The sequence below is a fragment of the Pseudoxanthomonas sp. Soil82 genome, assembly GCF_040446535.1.
GTDB classification, from domain to species: domain Bacteria; phylum Pseudomonadota; class Gammaproteobacteria; order Xanthomonadales; family Xanthomonadaceae; genus Pseudoxanthomonas; species Pseudoxanthomonas kaohsiungensis.
Map to the genome: position 1 here is coordinate 871692 of NZ_JBEAAK010000001.1, position 17506 is coordinate 889197.

The 17506-nt window shown below is 72.4% G+C and carries 16 protein-coding genes and 1 pseudogene; 6 read left to right on the plus strand and 11 right to left on the minus strand.

Annotated elements, in window-relative coordinates:
- Nucleotides 1-67: 67 nt before the first annotated feature.
- Together yedA and rarD are read left to right on the plus strand one after the other, a co-directional pair.
- Nucleotides 68-967 (plus strand): drug/metabolite exporter YedA, encoded by a 900-nt coding sequence (yedA, locus tag ABKA19_RS03860; RefSeq protein ID WP_353687735.1) that lies wholly within the window; start codon nt 68-70, stop codon nt 965-967.
- Nucleotides 964-1872: an EamA family transporter RarD gene (rarD, locus tag ABKA19_RS03865; protein WP_353687736.1), complete on the plus strand. Its 909-nt coding sequence runs from the start codon at nt 964-966 to the stop codon at nt 1870-1872. Before yedA ends, rarD begins: the two co-directional genes overlap by 4 nt.
- A 184-nt stretch (nt 1873-2056) precedes the next feature.
- Here the strand turns inward: rarD and ABKA19_RS03870 are convergent, their stop codons facing one another.
- The 5 genes from ABKA19_RS03870 to ABKA19_RS03890 form a co-directional block, all read right to left on the minus strand.
- A complete protein-coding gene (locus ABKA19_RS03870; protein ID WP_353688041.1) occupies nt 2057-3187 on the minus strand; it encodes an alpha/beta fold hydrolase in 1131 nt (376 codons plus the stop codon).
- 185 nt (nt 3188-3372) lie between these two features.
- On the minus strand, nt 3373-4683 hold the full coding sequence (locus ABKA19_RS03875; protein ID WP_353687737.1) for an ABC transporter permease: 1311 nt from the start codon (nt 4681-4683) through the stop codon (nt 3373-3375).
- Nucleotides 4684-4695: 12 nt separating this feature from the next.
- A complete protein-coding gene (locus ABKA19_RS03880) occupies nt 4696-5853 on the minus strand; it encodes an ABC transporter permease (protein ID WP_162378273.1) in 1158 nt (385 codons plus the stop codon).
- A 15-nt stretch (nt 5854-5868) separates the two neighbouring features.
- Nucleotides 5869-6558 carry an ABC transporter ATP-binding protein gene (locus ABKA19_RS03885; RefSeq protein ID WP_162378274.1) on the minus strand — a complete coding sequence of 230 codons (690 nt, stop codon included), beginning with the start codon at nt 6556-6558 and terminating at the stop codon, nt 5869-5871.
- Between the two features lie 96 nt (nt 6559-6654).
- Nucleotides 6655-7911 (minus strand): efflux RND transporter periplasmic adaptor subunit, encoded by a 1257-nt coding sequence (locus tag ABKA19_RS03890; RefSeq protein ID WP_353687738.1) that lies wholly within the window; start codon nt 7909-7911, stop codon nt 6655-6657.
- A gap of 289 nt (nt 7912-8200) precedes the next feature.
- Here ABKA19_RS03890 and ABKA19_RS03895 point away from each other — a divergent pair, with 289 nt between their 5' ends.
- From ABKA19_RS03895 to ABKA19_RS03910, 4 genes are all read left to right on the plus strand, one after another.
- A complete protein-coding gene (locus tag ABKA19_RS03895) occupies nt 8201-9130 on the plus strand; it encodes an ABC transporter ATP-binding protein (protein ID WP_353687739.1) in 930 nt (309 codons plus the stop codon).
- The gene (locus ABKA19_RS03900; protein ID WP_353687740.1) at nt 9130-9906 is read left to right on the plus strand and encodes an ABC transporter permease; all 777 of its coding nucleotides are present in this window, start codon (nt 9130-9132) and stop codon (nt 9904-9906) included. The genes ABKA19_RS03895 and ABKA19_RS03900 overlap by 1 nt, the downstream gene beginning before the upstream one ends.
- A gap of 13 nt (nt 9907-9919) precedes the next feature.
- Nucleotides 9920-11095: a sensor histidine kinase gene (locus ABKA19_RS03905; RefSeq protein WP_353687741.1), complete on the plus strand. Its 1176-nt coding sequence runs from the start codon at nt 9920-9922 to the stop codon at nt 11093-11095.
- 429 nt (nt 11096-11524) lie between these two features.
- Nucleotides 11525-12127, plus strand: a complete 603-nt coding sequence (locus ABKA19_RS03910) for a response regulator transcription factor (protein ID WP_353687742.1) — start codon at nt 11525-11527, stop codon at nt 12125-12127.
- Nucleotides 12128-12616: 489 nt separating this feature from the next.
- Here the strand turns inward: ABKA19_RS03910 and ABKA19_RS03915 are convergent, their stop codons facing one another.
- From ABKA19_RS03915 to ABKA19_RS03940, 6 genes and pseudogenes are all read right to left on the minus strand, one after another.
- On the minus strand, nt 12617-13984 hold the full coding sequence (locus tag ABKA19_RS03915; RefSeq protein WP_353687743.1) for a leucyl aminopeptidase family protein: 1368 nt from the start codon (nt 13982-13984) through the stop codon (nt 12617-12619).
- Nucleotides 13981-14748: an HAD family hydrolase gene (locus ABKA19_RS03920; RefSeq protein ID WP_353687744.1), complete on the minus strand. Its 768-nt coding sequence runs from the start codon at nt 14746-14748 to the stop codon at nt 13981-13983. Before ABKA19_RS03920 ends, ABKA19_RS03915 begins: the two co-directional genes overlap by 4 nt.
- Before the next feature lie 121 nt (nt 14749-14869).
- Nucleotides 14870-15991, minus strand: coding sequence for an AI-2E family transporter (locus ABKA19_RS03925; RefSeq protein ID WP_502945699.1), 1122 nt, complete (start codon nt 15989-15991; stop codon nt 14870-14872).
- 60 nt (nt 15992-16051) lie between these two features.
- Nucleotides 16052-16507, minus strand: a complete 456-nt coding sequence (locus ABKA19_RS03930) for a hypothetical protein (protein WP_353687745.1) — start codon at nt 16505-16507, stop codon at nt 16052-16054.
- A 152-nt stretch (nt 16508-16659) separates the two neighbouring features.
- Nucleotides 16660-17079 (minus strand): annotated as a pseudogene (locus ABKA19_RS03935) (phage holin family protein); the annotation flags it as partial.
- Between the two features lie 16 nt (nt 17080-17095).
- Complete coding sequence (locus tag ABKA19_RS03940; protein WP_162378284.1) at nt 17096-17455, minus strand: hypothetical protein; 360 nt, start codon at nt 17453-17455, stop codon at nt 17096-17098.
- Nucleotides 17456-17506: the final 51 nt, after the last annotated feature.

Here is a 17506-nt window from a genome sequence, read left to right on the forward strand (position 1 = left end):
CACCGCTGGCACGGGGGCGGCCCGTCCTCTGGATTAGAATCTGCGGCCGTCCCCCGGCGTCTATTCCATGTCCGCACCCGCACAGGCTCCGGCGCAGGCCGCCGGCCTGGCCGTCGTCGTCGCCCTGGCCATCGTCTACGTGGTCTGGGGTTCGACCTACCTGGCGATCCGCTTCGCCCTGGAAGGCGGCTGGCCGCCGCTGTTGGCGGTGTCCGGCGCGCGCTTCCTGGTCGCCGGCGGCGCGATGTACGCCTTCCTGCGCTGGCGCGGCGTGCCGGCGCCCACCGGTGCGCAGTGGAAGAACCTCGCCGTGATGGGCTTGATGCTGTTGCTGCTGGGCAATGGCTTCGTGGTCCTGGCCGAGCAGAGCGTGTCGTCCGGGCTTGCGGCGGTGGCGGTGGCGTCGGTGCCGCTGTGGATGGGCCTGTTCGGGGCGATGTTCGGGCAGCGCCCGAGCCGGGTGGAATGGCTGGGCATCGCGATCGGTTTCGCCGGCGTGGTCTGGCTCAACGCCGGCAGCAGCCTCAGCGCCAGCACCGCCGGACTGGTGCTGCTGCTGGTCGCGCCGGTCGGCTGGGCCTTCGGTTCGGTGTGGTCGCGCGGGCGCGACCTGCCGTCGCCGTTCATGGCCGCCGCCGGCCAGATGCTGTGCGGCAGCGTGATGCTGATCGTCGTGGGCCTGCTGCGCGGCGAGAGTTTCGATGCGGCGCCGACGCTGCACGGCACCCTGGCGCTGCTGTACCTGGCCGTGTTCGGCTCGATCATCGCCTTCAGCACCTACGTCTGGCTGCTGCACCACGTGCGCCCGGCCCTGGTCAGCAGCTATGCCTACGTGAACCCGGCGATCGCGGTGGCGCTCGGCGCCTGGCTGGCCGGCGAGCGCTTCACCGCGCACGACCTCGGCGCAATGGCGGTGATCCTGGCCGGCGTGGTCACGATCACCCTGGCGCGGGTGCTGCGCCGATGAGCGCACGCGCGGACGCGGCCGTCGATCGCCGCGGGCTGGCGGTCACCGCCGCGACCTTCGTGATCTGGGGGGTGGTGCCGGTGTACTGGCACCTGCTCAAGGCGGTGCCGGCGCTGCAGATCATGGCCCACCGGGTGGTGTGGAGCGCGCTGCTGGTGGTCGGCTGGCTGCTGCTGCGCGATGGCTGGGGCTGGCTGCGGCGGCTGGCCGCGCAACCGCGCGCGCTGCCGGCGCTGGCGCTCAGCAGCGTGCTGATCGCGTTCAACTGGGGCCTGTACATCTGGGCGGTCAACGCCGGCCACGTGGTCGAGACCAGCCTGGGCTACTTCATCAATCCGCTGGTCAACGTGGTGCTCGGCGTGCTGGTGCTGCACGAGCGGTTGCGCCGGCTGCAGTGGATCGCGGTCGGATGCGCGGCGGCGGGCGTGGCCTGGCTGACGGTCAGCGCGGGATCGCCGCCGTGGATCGCGCTGGGACTGGCTGCTTCGTTCGGGCTGTACGGGCTGGTGCGCAAGCTGGTCGCGGTCGATCCGGTGGCCGGGCTGGGGCTGGAAAGCCTGTACCTGTTCCTGCCGGCACTGGCCTATGTGCTATGGGCCGAGGCCGGCCATGGCGGCGGCTTCTCCGGCGCGTGGGGCCTGGGCACCGACCTGTTGCTGGTGTTCGGCGGGGTGGTCACGGCGGTGCCGCTGATCGGCTTCGCCTACGGCGTGCGCCGGATCCCGCTGAGCGTGGTCGGGTTGCTGCAGTACATCGCGCCGACGCTGCAGCTGCTGCTGGGCGTGTGGTTCTTCCACGAGCCGTTCGATACCGCGCGCGCGGTCGGCTTCGGTGCGATCTGGCTGGGCCTGGCGCTGTATGCGGGCGAGGGTCTGTGGCGCAGCCGGCACCAGCCGCGCGCGTAGGAGCCCATCTTCATGGGCGACCCGACGCCGTCGGCACAGGCGACTCGATCAGCGACCCGACGCCGTCGGCACAGGCGACTCGATCAGCGACCCGACGCCGTCGGCACAGGCGACTCGATCGATGACCCGACGCCCGTGTCGCCCATGAAGATGGGCTCCTACAGGGAGCGGGACGTGCCGGCGTTCAGCCGTGCCGCGGTGCCAGCGGCTGCGGGCAGGCGCCATTGCCGGTGACCGGCGTGCGCGCGAACCAGTCCTCCACCGTCGGCGCGAGCCGGTCGAGCCGCATCGGCAGGCTCAGGTGGTCTTCGCCGGGCAGTTCCAGGTAGCGGGCGCGCGGGGCCGCGGCGGCCAGCGCGCGGCCATGCGCCACCGGCACGTGCGCGTCGTCGCGGCCGTGGATCAGCAGGACGCAGGCAGGCGCCTGCGCCAGGGCAGCGCCGACGTCGATCCGGTCCAGGTCCAGCGCCAGGCGGCGGTCGGCGTCGGCGATCGCCGCGTCCAGCAGGCGCGGGTCGAAGCGCCAGCGCAGCCAGGCCTGGGCCAGCCATTCGCCGGTGCTGTCGGGCGCGCGCTGCAGCATGTGCGGGACCATGTCGCGGATCGCGCGGCCGGCGTTGTCGAACGACTCCATCGCGACCACGCCACCGAGCTGCAGGTCGTCGACCTCGTTGCCGTCGGACGGCCCGCCGAGGTCGCGGGCGGCGAAGATCGCCGTGGCCGCGCCGTAGGACACGCCCATCACGTGCAGCGGTCCGGTCACCTCGCCGCGCGCGCGCAGCTGGCGCAGCACGGCGACGACGTCGCCGGCCTCGCGCGTGCCGTAGCCGGACGGCGCACTGCCGGAGCGGCCGTGGTTGCGCAGGTCCAGGGTGATGGTGCGGTAGCCGCGCTGGGCCAGTTCCACCGACCACGGCAGCAGCGAGCCGCCGTCCATCATCCAGCCGTGCAGCAGGACCACGGTGCCGCGTGGTGCGACCGCGCGGACCGGCGCTCGCATCGAAAGCGTGTAGTCCATGCGCTGGCGCTGGCCGCCATGCGCGCCCAGCCAGGCGTAATGCATGCGGTAGTCGCCCGGGTCCAGCGCGCGCCAGAACACCGGCACTCCGTCCGCCGTGGCCACGTGGCCGCTGCGGCTCGGTACGGTGGCGAGCAGGGCTTCGATCCTGGCGCTGGGCAGCAGCGGCGACACGCCGCCCGGCGCGGCCAGGCGCGCGGCCAGCGCACCGGCGGGATCGGCCAGCTCGCGGGTGCGCGAATGGGTGAAGCCGGCCAGCAGCAGGCAGGCGGCGGCGAGCAGCAGCAGCCGCGGCAGCACGCGGCGCGGCCAGGCCGCGCGGGCTGGCGTCGAGGGCAGGGGAAAGGCGGACATGGCGGTCGCATCGGACGACGGCGCCACACCGTAGCGCGCGACCGGCGCCGCCTTCTACCGCATCGAGGTGACAGTGCGATGACAGCGCCGGCTCCGTTCAGTGGAGCCGGCGCCGTAGTCCGGTCGCCTCAGAGCGCGCGCAGGGCGGCGGTGATCGGCAAGCGCGCGGCGCGCAGCGCCGGGAACAGTCCGCCGACCAGGCCGATGCCCAGCGCCCACTTCAGGCCCGACCACAGCAGCTCGGGCGTCACCTTGAACTGGAACACCACCGCACTGAAGTTGCTGCCCATGGTCGAGGCGCTGTAGCCGTTGAAGATCAGCCACGCCAGCAGCCCGCCGAGCACGCCGCCGACCAGCGCCAGCAGCATCGTCTCCAGCATCACCGCCACGACCACCGGCAGGCCGCGGAAGCCGATCGCGCGCATGGTCGCGATCTCGCGGGCGCGGCCGGCCACGGCCGCGTACATGGTGTTGAGCGCGCCGAACACCGCGCCTACCGCCATGATCGCGCCGATCACGGTGCCCAGGATCGTCAGCAGCTGGTTGAGCTGGCCGCTCTGCTTGGCGTAGTAGGCCTTGGTGGTCTCCACGTCCAGCTTGAGCCGCGGGTCGGCCGCCATCGCCGCCTTGAACTGCTCGAACCCGGCCTTGCCCTCGGTGCGCACGCTCACCAGCTGCCAGGCGCCGCGGTTGTAGGTGCTGGCCAGGGTCTGGGCGTCGGTCCAGATCTCCGAGTCGTGCACGTCGCCGGAGGCGAACTTGCCCACCACCTGCCACTGCTGGTTGCCGAGGGTGAGCGTGCTGCCCACGTCCAGGTCGCGGAACTGTTTCTGCGCGCCCTGGCCGACGACGATCTCGCGCAGGCCGCTGCCGTACATGCGGCCCTCGACGATCTTGACCCGGTCGTGCACCGCCCAGCCCAGCTCGCCGACGCCGCGGAACTGCGCGTTGACGTCGGTGCCGTCCTCGCGCGAGACCAGGTTCACCACCTGCGACAGTTCCGGCGACACCAGCGGCCGGCCCTCGCCGTCGCGGGCGATGCCCGGCAGGCTGGAGATCAGCGGCACCTGGTCGCGCATGATCACCGAGTTGGTCTCGGCCTGCGAGCCGCCGCGCAGCACGATCGCGGTGGTCTCGTCGCCGGTGCTGTTCATGGTCGACTGGAAGCCGCGACCCATCGACAGCATCGCCACCAGCACCGCGACCACGCCGGCGATGCCGACCACGATCACCGACGAGGCGCCCCAGCGCTGCGGCAGGCTGGCGATGCCGATACCGGTCGCCGCCAGCGCCAGCCGGCCGCTGCGGGTCAGGAACAGCCACAGCGCCAGCGCCACCGCCACGCCGAGCACGCCCTGCCAGGGCAGCCAGATCCACAGGCCCAGGCCGACGACCAGCAGCAGGATCGTCAGCAGGTTCCAAAGCCATTGCTTCTTCATGGTCGGTTCTCCTCAGCGGCCAGCCAGTGCATCGACGATCTTCAGCCGCTTGGCGCGCAGCGCCGGCAGCACGCCCACCACCAGGCCGATCAGCACGATCAGCACGGCGCCCACGATCCAGGTCTGCAGCGGAATGGTCGCCGGCAGCATGCCCTGGGCCTTGCTCGCCAGTCCGGGCAGGATCACCCGCGCCAGCCCCATGCCGATCACCCCGCCCAGGCCGACCAGCAGCACCGACTCCACCAGCACCAGCACCAGCACCAGGCCGTCCTTGAAGCCCAGCGTCTTCAGGATCGCCAGCTCGGGGATGCGCTCGCGCACCGCCTGGGCCATGGTGTTGCCGGTCAGCAGCAGCAGGGTGAAGAACACCGCGCCCATGATCGAGGTGACGATCAGGCCGATGTCGGCGAACTGCTTGGCGAAGGACTGCTGGAACGCCGACTCGGTCTGGCTCTTGGTCTCGCGGTCGGAGTTCATCGACAGCGCGTCGATGGCCTGGGCCACGCGCGAGGCCTGGTTGGCGTTGTCCAGGGCGACCGTGTACCAGCTGACCTGGCCCTTGATGTAGTCGTTGGATTCGTCGAAGTAGGTCCAGTTCATCACCAGCTGGCGTTCCTCGCCGCTGGCGGCGGCGCGGTCCTTGGAGCGGAAGATGCCGACCAGCTGCAGCGGCCAGTCGTTGCTGCCCTGGCGCGGGAAGATCGTCGCCTGCAGCGGGATGGTGTCGCCGATCTTCCAGCCGAACTCCTTGGCCAGGGTCTCGCCGACCACCGCGCCGGTGCGGGTGTCCTGGAACGCCTTGAGCTGCTCGGGCGGCAGCTGCAGGTTGGTGTAGACGTCGAAGTAGTTCGGCGCCACCGAGAAGCTCGGGAAGAAGTTCTTCGGGTCCTGGTAGATGCCGCCGAACCACATCGCGTAGGTCACGTCCTTGACCCCGGGCACCGTGCGGATCTGCTGCTCCAGCCGCACCGGCAGGCTCTGGGTGATCGACAGGCGCGAGGTGGTGACCAGGCGGTTGGCGCCATCGACGCTGCCGCCGGAGTTGAAGGCCACGCGCACCGAATCGAGCATGCCGAACAGCAGGAAGGCGGTGACCACCGACAGCAGGGTCAGCAGCGTCCGCGTCTTGCTGCGGAACAGCTGCGCCCATACGAGCGAGAGGTATTTCATCGCGTCGTCCTCCGGTCAGTGGGCGACCGGCGCGTCGGCCAGTTCGCCCTTGTCCAGGTGGATGGTGTGGGTCGCGTACTCGGCCGCCTTCGGGTCGTGGGTGACCATGATGATGGTCTTGCCGTGCTCGCGGTTGAGCATGCGCAGCAGGTCCAGGATCTCCTCGGCCGAATGGCGGTCCAGGTCGCCGGTCGGCTCGTCGCAGATCAGGAAGGTCGGGTCGGAGACGATCGCCCGGGCGATCGCCACGCGCTGCTGCTGGCCGCCGGACAGTTCGTTGGGGCGGTGGCTGCGGCGGTCGGCCAGGCCGACCAGGGTCAGCGCGATCTGTGCGCGGCGCGCGCGGTCGGCGGCGCCGAGCTTGGTCAGCAGCAGCGGCAGTTCGACGTTCTTCTGCGCGGTCAGCATCGGCATCAGGTTGTAGAACTGGAACACGAAGCCGACGTGGACGCTGCGCCAGTTGGAGAGCTGGCCGGCCGAGAGCCGGTCGATGCGCTCGCCCTCGATCTCGATCTCGCCGCCGGTGGGCGTGTCCAGCCCGCCGATCAGGTTGAGCAGAGTGGTCTTGCCCGATCCCGACGGTCCCATCAGCGCGACGAAGTCGCCGCGCGGGATGTCGAGGTCGATGCCGTGCAGCACCTGCACCTTCTCTGGGCCGCGCTGGTAGGTCTTGGTGATGTTGCGGAGGGTGACCAGGGTGGACATCGTTCGACTTCCTCGTCTGGGCCGGCGCGCAAGCCGCGCAGGCGGGGTGATGGATGGTTCGCGCGCGCAGGCGCGCCTGTCACGCCGGCAACCGTGCTACTCGGTGTCGCCGGCGCCCGCCAGGCGCACCGTGTCGCCGTCCTGCAGGGTTTCCGGTGCATCGAGCACCACGGTCTCGCCCGCGGCCAGCCCCGACAGCACCTGGCGGTCCTGGCCCATGGCGATGCCGGTCTTCACAGCGCGCTGCTCGACCGTGTCCTCGCCGCCGACGACGAAGGCCACGTCGGCGCCTTCGCGCTGGACGATCGCCGCGGCCGGCACGCGCACGCCCTGCGGCTTCTCCGTTTCGCCCGGCGCCGGTGCCGCCTCGAGGAAGCTCACCCGCACGCCCATGTCCGGCACGATGCGCGCGTCCTTCTCCTTCAGCGCCACCCGCACCTTGACCGTGGCCTTGCCGCGGTCGGCGGCCGGGATGATCGCGATCACCTCGCCGGGGATGCGCCAGTCCGGGTAGGCGTTGAGCACGGTTTCCACCGGCATCTTCGGCTGCACCCGGCCGATGTAGGACTCGCCCACCTCGACCTCCACTTCCAGCGACTCCATGTCGACGATGGTGCCGATGCCGGTGCGGGTATAGCCGCCGGTGGCCAGCGGCGAAACGATCTCGCCCGGCTGCGCGGCCTTGGAAGTGACGATGCCGGAGAACGGCGCGCGGACGATGGTGTTGTCCACGCCCTGGTCGGCGATGCGCAGCTGGTCGCCGGCGACCTGGGAGTTGCGCCGGGCGGTCGCCAGTTGCGCGCGCAGCGCGTCGCGCTGGGCGATGGCCTGTTCGTACTGGGCGCGCGAAACCAGCTGCTGGCCGACCAGCTGCGAGAGCCGGTTGGCGTTGGCTTCGGCCTCCACCAGTTGTGCCTGCACGCTGTCGGCCTGGCTCCGCGAGGCCGAGACCTGCGAGGCCGCCAGGGTCCGCTGCGCGTCGGCGTCGATCGGGTCCAGGCGCGCCAGCACCTGGCCTTCCTCCACCCGCATGCCTTCCTCGATCAGCACTTCCTTGACCCGGCCGGTGACCTTGGCCGAGACCGTGGCCATGCGCCGGGCCACGACGTAGCCGCTGGCGTCGAGCACCGAGGCGCTGCCGCCGCCGCCGGAAGCGATCGCCACCACCGGCGCGGTGCGCACTTCCGGCGCCTTCTCGCCACCGAGCAGCAGCCATGCGGCCGCGGCGGCCAGCAGCACGGCCGCGGCCACGCCCAGCCCGATCCACAGCCCGCGCCGCGACGGCGGCGGGGTGGACGGCGTGCGGCTGCGCTCGAGCTTCAGTTCCTTGAGCAGTTCGGCGGAAGCGTTCATTGCGTTCTCTAGGGGTTCCCGGTCCAGTGTCCGCGGCAAGGGTACACGGCGACCAGTTGCCGGAAGTCACTTTGTGGCGGGCGGCGCTCCCTCCGGAATGGAATACCTCCATGCCAGGACGAACGGGCCAGCCGCCATTCGACACGGGGCGCGGGCGACCGGTGCATCGTGCCGGCCACCCCGCCAGCGACGTAGTGACACCTGTCATGCGCTTTGCCTGCAGCCGGCGACTGCCGCGCCCGCGTGCGGCCGACGACACTGGCCGCGAATTCCCCGCAGGCCACCACGCATGCACACCGTACCCCGCGCGCCGCTGGCGCGACTGCAGCAGGCCGGCAAGCAGTACGGCCGCACCCGCGCGCTGGAGCAGCTCGACCTCGAACTGCATGCCGGCCAGGTGCTGGCACTGCTCGGTCCCAACGGCGCCGGCAAGACCACCGCGATCGGCCTGCTGCTGGGCCTGCACGCGCCCGATGCCGGCACCGCCGAGCTGTTCGGCCTGCCGCCGCACTCGCTGCAGGCGCGGCGCCGCACCGGGGTGATGCTGCAGACCGCCGGCATCCCCGACACGCTGCAGGTGCGCGAGCTGGTCGCGCTGGCCCGCAGCTACTACCCGCAGCCGCGCGCGCTGGAGGAATGCCTGGCCCTGGCCGGGCTGCAGGAGGTGCAGCGTCGCCGCTACGGCCAGCTGTCCGGCGGCCAGCAGCGGCGCGTGCAGTTCGCCATGGCCGTGTGCGGCCGGCCGCAGTTGCTGTTCCTCGACGAACCGACCACCGGCCTGGACATCGACGCGCGCCAGGGCCTGTGGCGCGCGATCCGCGAGCTGGCCGCGCAGGGCTGCGCGGTCCTGCTGACCACCCACTACCTGGAAGAGGCCGAGGCGCTGGCCGACCGGGTGATGGTGATCGACCACGGCCGGTTGCTGGCGCAGGGCACGGTCGAGGAGATGCGCGCGCGCGTGTCGCAGCGGCGGATCGGTTGCGTCAGCGCGCTCGCGCCGGCGCAGGTGGCCGCCTGGGCGGGGGTGCAGGACGCCCGCGCCGGCGCGGACGGACGCCTGCAGGTGATCGCCGCGCAGGCCGAGCCGGTCGTGCGCCGGCTGCTGGCCGAGGATCCGTCGCTGTCGGAACTGGAGGTGCGCCGCGCCGGCCTGGCCGACGCCTTCCTCGCGCTCACCGCACGGTCCGGGACACCGATGAACGCCGAGGAGGCCGCCTGATGGACGCCCATGCCCGTACCCATCCCGACGCCCTGCCGGCGCCGGCGTGGAACGCCTACCTGCAGGAGGCGCGCTTCGAATTCCTGCGCCTGTGGCGCTCGCCGTCGTTCTCGCTGCCGGTACTGCTGTTCCCGCCGCTGTTCTACCTGCTGTTCGGCGAGATCTTCGGCGGCAACCGGTCGCCCGAAGCCGCGCGCTACCTGCTCGCCGGCTATAGCGTGTTCGGGATCATGGGCGTGGCCCTGTTCGGTTTCGGCGTGACCGTGGCCCTGGACCGCGAGCAGGGGCTGCTGGTGCTCAAGCGCGCCCAGCCGATGCCGCCGGGCGCCTACCTGCTGGCCAAGGTGGCGATGGCGATGCTGTTCAGCGCGATCGTGCTGGTGCTGCTGTCGGTGCTGGCCGCCACCGTGGCCGGCGTGCGGCTGCCACCGCTGCAGTGGCTGGGCCTGGTCGCGACCTGCCTGCTGGGGGTGCTGCCGTTCAGCGCGCTGGGCCTGTGGCTGGGCACCCTGGTCGGCGGGCGCGGCGCGCCGGCGCTGATCAACCTGGTCTACCTGCCGATGGCGTTCCTGTCGGGCTTGTTCATCCCGCTGTCGATGCTGCCGGGCGCGCTGAAGTCGATCGCGCCGCTGTGGCCGTCGTACCATCTGGCGCGGCTGGCGCAGCGGCAGGTGGGGTTCGCCGAAGGCGCCGTGCCCTGGCTGCACGCCGGCGTGCTGCTGTGCATCGCCGCGCTGTTCCTGTTCCTGGCCCGTCGCCGCCTGGCGGCTTCCTGACCCGGTGATCGCCATGGGCGCGCTGAAGTTCGAAGGATTCGCACCGCGCTGGTTCCGGCCCGCGCCCGACTCGGTGCTGATGCAGAGCCAGTGTCGCGGCGCGCCCGCCTGGGCCGAGTACGTCCACCTGCTGTGGACGATGTGGGTGTTCGTGACCCCGGTGTTCACCCCGCAGGGTTACGACGCGCGCTGGTGGCTGCTGACCGCGGTGTCCTACCCGCTGTTCATCGCCCTCTATGTCGGCGCCCTGGCGCTGCCGGCACGCCGGGTCGGCGCCTGTGCGATCGGCATGATGCTGCTGTGCCTGCTGCTGTTGCCCTGGTATCCGGGCGGCATGAGCTACTTCGTGTTCGGCTGCGTGATGCTCGGCGCGCATCCCTGGCGCAACGGCTGGCGCTATGCGGCGGCCCTGCTGCTGGCCAACGTCGTGCTGCTGGTGTCCGCCCGCTCGATCGGCTACCCGTGGTCGGCGGTGGTGTGGTTGCCGGTGACCACGCTGGTGGTCGGCCTGCTGGTCCACGTCGAGCGCCAGCGCCACCGCAAGGACGCCCAGCTGCGCCTGTCGCAGGAAGAGGTGCGCCGTCTGGCCACCACCGCCGAGCGCGAACGCATCGGCCGCGACCTGCACGACCTGCTCGGCCACACCCTGTCGCTGGTCGCGCTCAAGGCCGACCTCGCAGGTCGCCTGCTGGACAGCGACCCGCGCGCGGCCCGGCGCGAGATCGGCGAGCTGGGCCAGGTTGCGCGCGATGCGTTGGCCCAGGTGCGGCGCGCGGTCACCGGCATCCGTGCCGCGGAGCTGGCGGCCGAGCTGGCCGCGGCCAAGGTGCTGCTGGAAGGCGAGGGCGTGTCGCTGTCGGTCGACGCGCACACCGACGACCTGCCGCCGGCGCAGGAGACCGTGCTGGCCCTGTGCGTGCGCGAAGCGGTGACCAACATCCACCGGCATGCGCGCGCCAGCGCGGTGCGGATCAGCCTGCGCCGGCAGGCGCAGCACTGGCGACTGCAGGTCGAGGACGACGGGCGTGGCGGCGCGATCCGCCCCGGCAACGGCCTGGCCGGCATGCGCGAGCGGCTGCAGGCGCTGGGCGGCAGCCTGTCGATCGAGCCCGCGTCGCCGCGCGGCACGCGGCTGGTGGCCGAACTGCCGCACTGGTCGGCGGTCGCCGCCGAACCGGCCCACCCGTAGCGCGCGCGGCATCCCTGCTGCCGCCATCGCTGCACTGCGCGCCGGTTCCGCCGCGTGCCGGCCGCAGTGGATGCCTGCGTTCCGCGGTCTCCCGTGGTGCATCGTGCAGCTGTAGGAGCCCATCCTCATGGGCGACCCGACGAGGCGGACCCGGCTACCGTCCATGCCATGCCTGGGATTGCATGGACGCGGCCACAGGCGCTGGCGACGCTCTGCACCCGCCGCGCGCGTCCCGGACTGCAGGCGCCCATCTTCAGGGGCGGTCCCGCGCGGCCGGTGCGGAACATCGCCAGTACCAGTACCAGTACCAGCACCAGTGGCCGCGGGCTGGCATGGTTCGCCTGGTCGGGTCGCCCATGAGGATGGGCTCCTACATCGATGGCGCCTTTGCTACCGTCGTGCCATGACCGAGATGCCACGCCACCGCCGATGATCCGCGTCCTGCTGGCCGAAGACCAGGCCATGGTCCGCGGCGCGCTGGCCGCGCTGCTGGGCATGGAGGCGGACATCGAGGTCGTCGGCGCGGTGGCCGACGGCGAGAGCGCGTGGCGCGAGTTGCAGCGGTTGCAGCCGGACGTGCTGGTCACCGACATCGAGATGCCGGGCCTGACCGGCCTGGAGCTGGCCCAGCGCATCGCCCGCCACGAGCTTCCGGTCAAGGTGGTGATCGTCACCACCTTCGCCCGCGCCGGCTTCCTGCGCCGTGCACTGGACGCCGGCGTGGTCGGCTACCTGCTCAAGGACGCCCCGGCCGAGCGCCTGGCCGAGGCGCTGCGCAAGGTGCGCCACGGTGGCCGCGCGATCGACCCGGAACTGGCGGTGGAGGCCTGGGGCGAAGCCGATCCGCTCAACGATCGCGAGCGCCAGGTGCTGCGCCTGGCCGGCGAGGGCCGCACCTCCGGCGAGATCGCCGCCCAGCTCAACCTCTCCCAGGGCACCGTGCGCAACTACCTGTCCGAGGCGATCGGCAAGCTCGGCGCCGGCAACCGGATCGAGGCCGCCCGCCTGGCCCGCCAAAAGGGCTGGCTGTAGGAGCCCAGCTTGCTGGCGACCCGACGCCCTCCCCCGGAGCCGCATTCCAGCGCGCCGTCGAAGACCGTGGCGCCCGCGCGCCGCGTGCAATGCCGCGATGTCCGACGATCTCGGGTCGCCGATGAATCGGCTCCTACACAGAATCACGGTGCCGTCTGGCCTGCCGGCCACTGGTAGGAGCCCATCCTCATGGGCGACCCGACGCCGTCGCCCGGAGCCGCATTCCAGCGCGCCGTCGAAGACCGTGGCGCCCGCGCGCCGCGTGCAATGTCGCGATGTCCGACGATCTCGGGTCGCCGATGAATCGGCTCCTACACAGAATCACGGTGCCGTCTGGCCTGCCGGCCACTGGTAGGAGCCCATCCTCATGGGCGACCCGACGCCCTCACCCGGAGCCGCATTCCAGCGCGCCGTCGAAGACCGTGGCGCCCGCCCGCCGCGTGCAATGTCGCGATGTCCGACGATCTCGGGTCGCCGATGAATCCGCTCCTACCCGTAGCGCGCCTTCAGCAATGCCCAGGCCGAGCGCAGCCCCAGCGCTTCGCCGCCGGCAGGACGGCCGGGGCGGCTGCTGTCGTTCCAGGCGTAGGTGTCCAGGTGCGCCCACGGCGTGCCACCGGGCACGAACCGCTCCAGGTACAGCGCCGCGGTTACCGCGCCGGCCATGCGCGAGCCGGCGTTGGCCAGGTCGGCGACATTGCTGGTCAGGTAGCGCAGGTACGGGCGCCACAGCGGCATGCGCCACACCGGGTCGCGGGTGCGCTCGCCGCTGGCGATCCACTCGGCCGCCAGCGCGTCGTCGTTGGCGAACAGCGCCGGCAGGTCCGGGCCCAGCGCGATGCGTGCGGCACCGGTGAGGGTGGCGAAATCGACGATCAACGCCGGCTTCTGTTCGCCGGCATAGGTGAGGGCGTCGCACAGGATCACCCGGCCTTCGGCGTCGGTGTTGTCGATCTCCACGCTGACCCCGGCGCGGGTGGCGATCACCTCGCCCGGGCGGAACGCGTCCGGGCCGATCGCGTTCTCCACCGCCGGCACCAGCAGGCTCAACCGCACCGGCAGCTTGCGCGACATCACCAGCGCGGCCAGCGCCAGCGCGTGCGCGGCGCCGCCCATGTCCTTCTTCATGTTGCGCATGCCGTCGGCCGGCTTGATGTCCAGCCCGCCGGTGTCGAAGCACACGCCCTTGCCGACCAGCACCACGTGCGGGTGCGAGGGGTCGCCCCAGCGCAGCTCGATCAGCCGCGGCGCGCGGTGCGAGGCGCGGCCGACCGCGTGGATCGCCGGGAAGTTGTGCGCCAGCAGCGATTCGCCGGCGACCACCTCGACGTGCGCGCCGTGCTCGGCGGCCAGCTCGCGGGCGATCGCCTCCAGGTGCTGCGGGCCCATGTCCTGGGTCGGCGTGTTGACCCAGTCGCGCACGCGCATGGTCGCCAGCAGCACGTCCAGCGCCTCGCCATCGAGTTGCGGCAGGCGCAGCCGCGCCGGCGCGCGCGGCGGGTTCTTGTAGCGCTCGAAGCGGTAGCTGCCCAGGCCCCAGCCCAGCTGCAGCGCCGCGCGTTGATCCGGGGCCAGGTCGGCTGCCGGCGCCCAGGCGCCGGACGGCAGTGCGGTCGGCGCATGCGCGTAGCTGCACGGATCCAGCGGATCGCCGATGCCGACGATCGCCCCGGCGATGCCGCCCTCGCCCGGCAGCAGCGCCACCGAGCCCGGCGCGGGCTGGAACTCCTGCGCATCCAGCCACGCCGACACCGTCGCCGGCTGCGCCGAGCGCCAGGCGCCGTAGCCGTCGCGGTCGAGCAGGTGCAGCGGCAGCGCGGAACTGCCGGGGTCGGCGTAATGGGCGTTGTGGTTCATGCGACGTGGTCTCGGTTGTCGGTCCGCGCCGGGGCGCCGGCAGCGTTACTCGGCGCGGGGTGGCGATCGGGCATGTGCGCGTCCAGCCAGTCGGCCAGCGCGGTGAGGGTGGTGAACTGCAGGTCGGGCACGATCTCCTCGTGCTGCCAGGTGCGGTCCTCGCGGTTGATCCAGCAGCTGCGCAGCCCGGCGCGCGCGGCGCCGGCCACGTCCATCTCGATGTGGTCGCCCACGTGCAGCACCTCGCCGTGGCCGCAGCCCAGCCGCGCGCAGGCGGCGTGGAAGATGCTGGCCTGCGGCTTGGCCGCGCCGTGCTCGCGCGCGCCGAGCTGGAACGCGAACAGGTGGGCGATGCCGACCCGCTCCAGGTCGGCGTTGCCGTTGCTGAGCGCGGCCACCGGCACCCGCGCGGCGATCCGGGCCAGGCCGTCGAGCGCGTCGGGGTAGTACTCGACCTGGTTGCGCGCGGCGTAGAACGCCTCGTAGGCCGGTTCGAGCAGGTCCAGCGACGCGCCGCTGGCCTCCAGCGCCTCGCGCAGGGTCAGCCGGCGCAGCGCCGACAGGTCGTGGTGCAGGTGCGGGTGCTCGCGGAAGGAGCGCTCGCGCAGTTCGCGCATCGCCGCCACCGGATACATCGCCGCGGTGGCCGGGCTGTGCTCGAGCATCCAGTCGTGCAGCACCTGGTCGATGCGCGCGCCGATCGGCGCGAACGGCCACAGGGTGTCGTCGAGGTCTAGGGTGATGGCGCGGACGGTGAAGCTCACCGGGGCATTGTAGGGCCGGGCCCGCCCGGCCGCGACGTCGCGTCAAACCAGGCCCCGGACGTAGAGCCGGGCTCGCCCGGCTGCGCAGCGGGGCAGGCCCCGCTCTACGGAGCCGGCGCGACTACTCCAGCAGCCGCGCCCAGCCGCCCATGCCTTCCACGTGCTCCAGCACCAGCTTCACGCAGACCAGCAGCGGCACCGACAGCAGCAGGCCGATGATCCCCCACATCCACCCGAACAGCATCAGCGCCAGGATCAGCACCAGCGGCGACAGCGCCATCCGCCGCCCGAGCACGATCGGGGTGACGATCTGCCCCTCGATCGTGTGCAGCACCAGGTACGCCACCGCCGGCAGCAGCGAGCGCCAGGTCTCGTCGAAGGCGACGAAGCCGACCAGCAGCATCATGCACATGCCGATCAGCGGGCCCACGTACGGGGCGTAGTTGAGCAGCATCACCGCCGTGCCCCACAGCAGCGCCTCCTGCGCCTGGAAATCCAGCAGGTAGAGGATCCCGGCGAACGCCAGGCCGACCACCGCGTTGATCAGGCTGATGGTCAGCACGTAGCGCGAGACCTCGCGCTCGATGCCGTGCAGGATCTCCACCGTGAACTTCTTCTGCTGGCGCCCGGGCAGCAGCGCGATCGCGTTGCGCTGCAGGTTCTCGCCATAGACCATGAAGAAGAACGTCAGCAGCACCACCGCCAGCACCGAGGCGGCCATCTGCGGGGTGCGGGTCAGCGCCGCGTACGGGTCGTCGACCCGGGTGCGCACCACTTCGACCTTGCGGTTGGTTTCGCCGGCGGCCGCGCGCGCCATGTCCTCGGCGATGCGGTTGGCCTCGTGCATCGGCCGGGTCAGGTCCTGCAGCTGGCGGCCGAGCTTGCGCGCCTCGCGTGGCGCCTGCTCGGCCCATTCGGCCGCCGGCGCGGCCAGCTGCACCGCCAGCGCACCGGCGCCGGCGAGCCCGGCGACCAGCACCAGCACCGCGGCCAGGAAGCGCGGCACGTACAGGCGCCGCAGCAGCCGGATCAGCGGGTTGCCGATCAGCGCGAAGAACGCCGCCAGCAGGACCGGCAGGATCACGTCCTGCGCCGCCCACAGGGTGAACCCCACCGCCAGCGTGGCCAGCACCACCAGCGCGGTGGAGGCGCGCGGCCGCGGCCGCGGCATGTGCGCGTCGATCGGGACCGGCAGCGGTTCGACCGGCTCGGCGGCAGGCGGCAGGGGCGTGGACTCGGTCATGCGGCGCGGGCTCGGTCGAGCGGCCGGAACCGCCGGCCGGCAACGCGTGGGAGGGAAGGATCAGCGTTCGGAAACTTCGGTGGCCGCTTCGGCCGGCGACGGTGCCCGCACCCGCTGCCCATCGCCGGGCGCGGCGAGTGTCGCCGCGGGCGCGGTACCCGCGGCCGGCACCGGTCCGGCCGCACCGGACTGGACCGCGGCTTCGGCGGCGACATCGGCGGCGGCATCGGCCGCCTCGCCCGCCTCTTCGGACGCGGCGGCCGCGCGCAGCGAGGCGAGCATGGTCGAGACCGTGCCCAGCATCTGCAGCCAGCGCGCACCGCCCACCTTGGACAGTGGTTCGGCGCGGCCGACCAGGAACCCCGACAGCAGGCCGGCGACCACGATCCGCCCCGGCGTCCAGCCGCGGCGCCAGGCCTCGCGGAATACCTGCCGGTGCGAGTACGCGCGGTCCATGCACGACTCCACCCGCGTTTCGGCGCGCTCGACCCGCTGCCGCAGCAGTTCGAACCTCATCGCGGCGGCTCCTGCGCAGGCGTGGCCGCGGTGGTCACCGAGGCGGCCACCGCATCGGCGCGTGGCGCCGGGTCGTCGCCGACGCCGGTGCCAGTGCCGTTGCCGGCGTTGCCTGGCGGCTCGTCGAGGTCGTCGCCGTGCTCGTCGCCGTATTCGTCGAACAGTCCCATGCGGCTGAGCTGACGGCGGGTGGCGTGCAGGCCCATGTAGTCGAAGAAGCGCGAAGTGCGCCACGCCGCCAGCGCGGTGATGCACAGGTTGAACACCGCCGCGATGCTCAGCGAGGCCAGCCACGACAGGCCGAAGCGCTGCATCAGCGCCACGCCCGCGGCGGTGGCCAGCAGCCAGGCCGAGGCGCCGAACACGATCGCCACCCCGGCCCAGGCGATGCCGCGGCCCAGCGCGCTGCGGGCCAGGGCCAGGTCGGCCGAGACCAGCGCGCGCAGCGCGCGCAGCGAATCGCGGGTGGCGCCCAGCGAGGCCTTGCCGGCCTCGCCGATCGTGCGCAGGGTCTCGTCCAGCGGCGGCGCACCCGCGCCGCCGGGCGGGCCCGGGCGTTCCCCTTCGCTCATGGCCGTGGCGACCGGCTCAGCGGTCGCGGCGGGTCAGCGCGGCGACCAGCCAGCCGGCGGCGAAGGCCACGCCGAACGAAGCCAGCGGACGCTCGCGGATCAGTTCCGAGGCGCTGTCGATCAGGTCGCGGCCCTTGTCCATCAGTGCGTCCATCTGCTCGCGCGCGGCATCGCCACCGAGTTCGGCGGCGGCCAGCCCGGCCAGCGCGCTGTCGGCCAGTTCGGCCTTGACGTTGGCCCGGCCCAGGCGCAGCTCGTCCCCGGCGGCGCTGCCGGCCCCCTTGATCGCCTCGCCGGCGGCGCCGGCGGCGGCCTTCAGGTGCGAACCGGCTTCGGCCAGGTTCTCTTTCATGTTCTCGGTGGAGGTCGGGGTCATCGGGGTTCTCCTGGTGGACGTGCGGTGGGGGCGACGCCGGCATGGCGTGAC

Bases quoted from the DNA above. Each gene is read 5' to 3' on its own strand.
- yedA (WP_353687735.1), top strand. From the start codon at position 68: ATGTCCGCACCCGCACAGGCTCCGGCGCAGGCCGCCGGCCTGGCCGTC.
- rarD (WP_353687736.1), top strand. From the start codon at position 964: ATGAGCGCACGCGCGGACGCGGCCGTCGATCGCCGCGGGCTGGCGGTC.
- ABKA19_RS03875 (WP_353687737.1), bottom strand. From the start codon at position 4,683: ATGAAGAAGCAATGGCTTTGGAACCTGCTGACGATCCTGCTGCTGGTC.
- ABKA19_RS03880 (WP_162378273.1), bottom strand. From the start codon at position 5,853: ATGAAATACCTCTCGCTCGTATGGGCGCAGCTGTTCCGCAGCAAGACG.
- ABKA19_RS03885 (WP_162378274.1), bottom strand. From the start codon at position 6,558: ATGTCCACCCTGGTCACCCTCCGCAACATCACCAAGACCTACCAGCGC.
- ABKA19_RS03890 (WP_353687738.1), bottom strand. From the start codon at position 7,911: ATGAACGCTTCCGCCGAACTGCTCAAGGAACTGAAGCTCGAGCGCAGC.
- ABKA19_RS03895 (WP_353687739.1), top strand. From the start codon at position 8,201: ATGCACACCGTACCCCGCGCGCCGCTGGCGCGACTGCAGCAGGCCGGC.
- ABKA19_RS03900 (WP_353687740.1), top strand. From the start codon at position 9,130: ATGGACGCCCATGCCCGTACCCATCCCGACGCCCTGCCGGCGCCGGCG.
- ABKA19_RS03905 (WP_353687741.1), top strand. From the start codon at position 9,920: ATGGGCGCGCTGAAGTTCGAAGGATTCGCACCGCGCTGGTTCCGGCCC.
- ABKA19_RS03910 (WP_353687742.1), top strand. From the start codon at position 11,525: ATGATCCGCGTCCTGCTGGCCGAAGACCAGGCCATGGTCCGCGGCGCG.
- ABKA19_RS03915 (WP_353687743.1), bottom strand. From the start codon at position 13,984: ATGAACCACAACGCCCATTACGCCGACCCCGGCAGTTCCGCGCTGCCG.
- ABKA19_RS03925 (WP_502945699.1), bottom strand. From the start codon at position 15,991: ATGACCGAGTCCACGCCCCTGCCGCCTGCCGCCGAGCCGGTCGAACCG.
- ABKA19_RS03930 (WP_353687745.1), bottom strand. From the start codon at position 16,507: ATGAGGTTCGAACTGCTGCGGCAGCGGGTCGAGCGCGCCGAAACGCGG.
- ABKA19_RS03940 (WP_162378284.1), bottom strand. From the start codon at position 17,455: ATGACCCCGACCTCCACCGAGAACATGAAAGAGAACCTGGCCGAAGCC.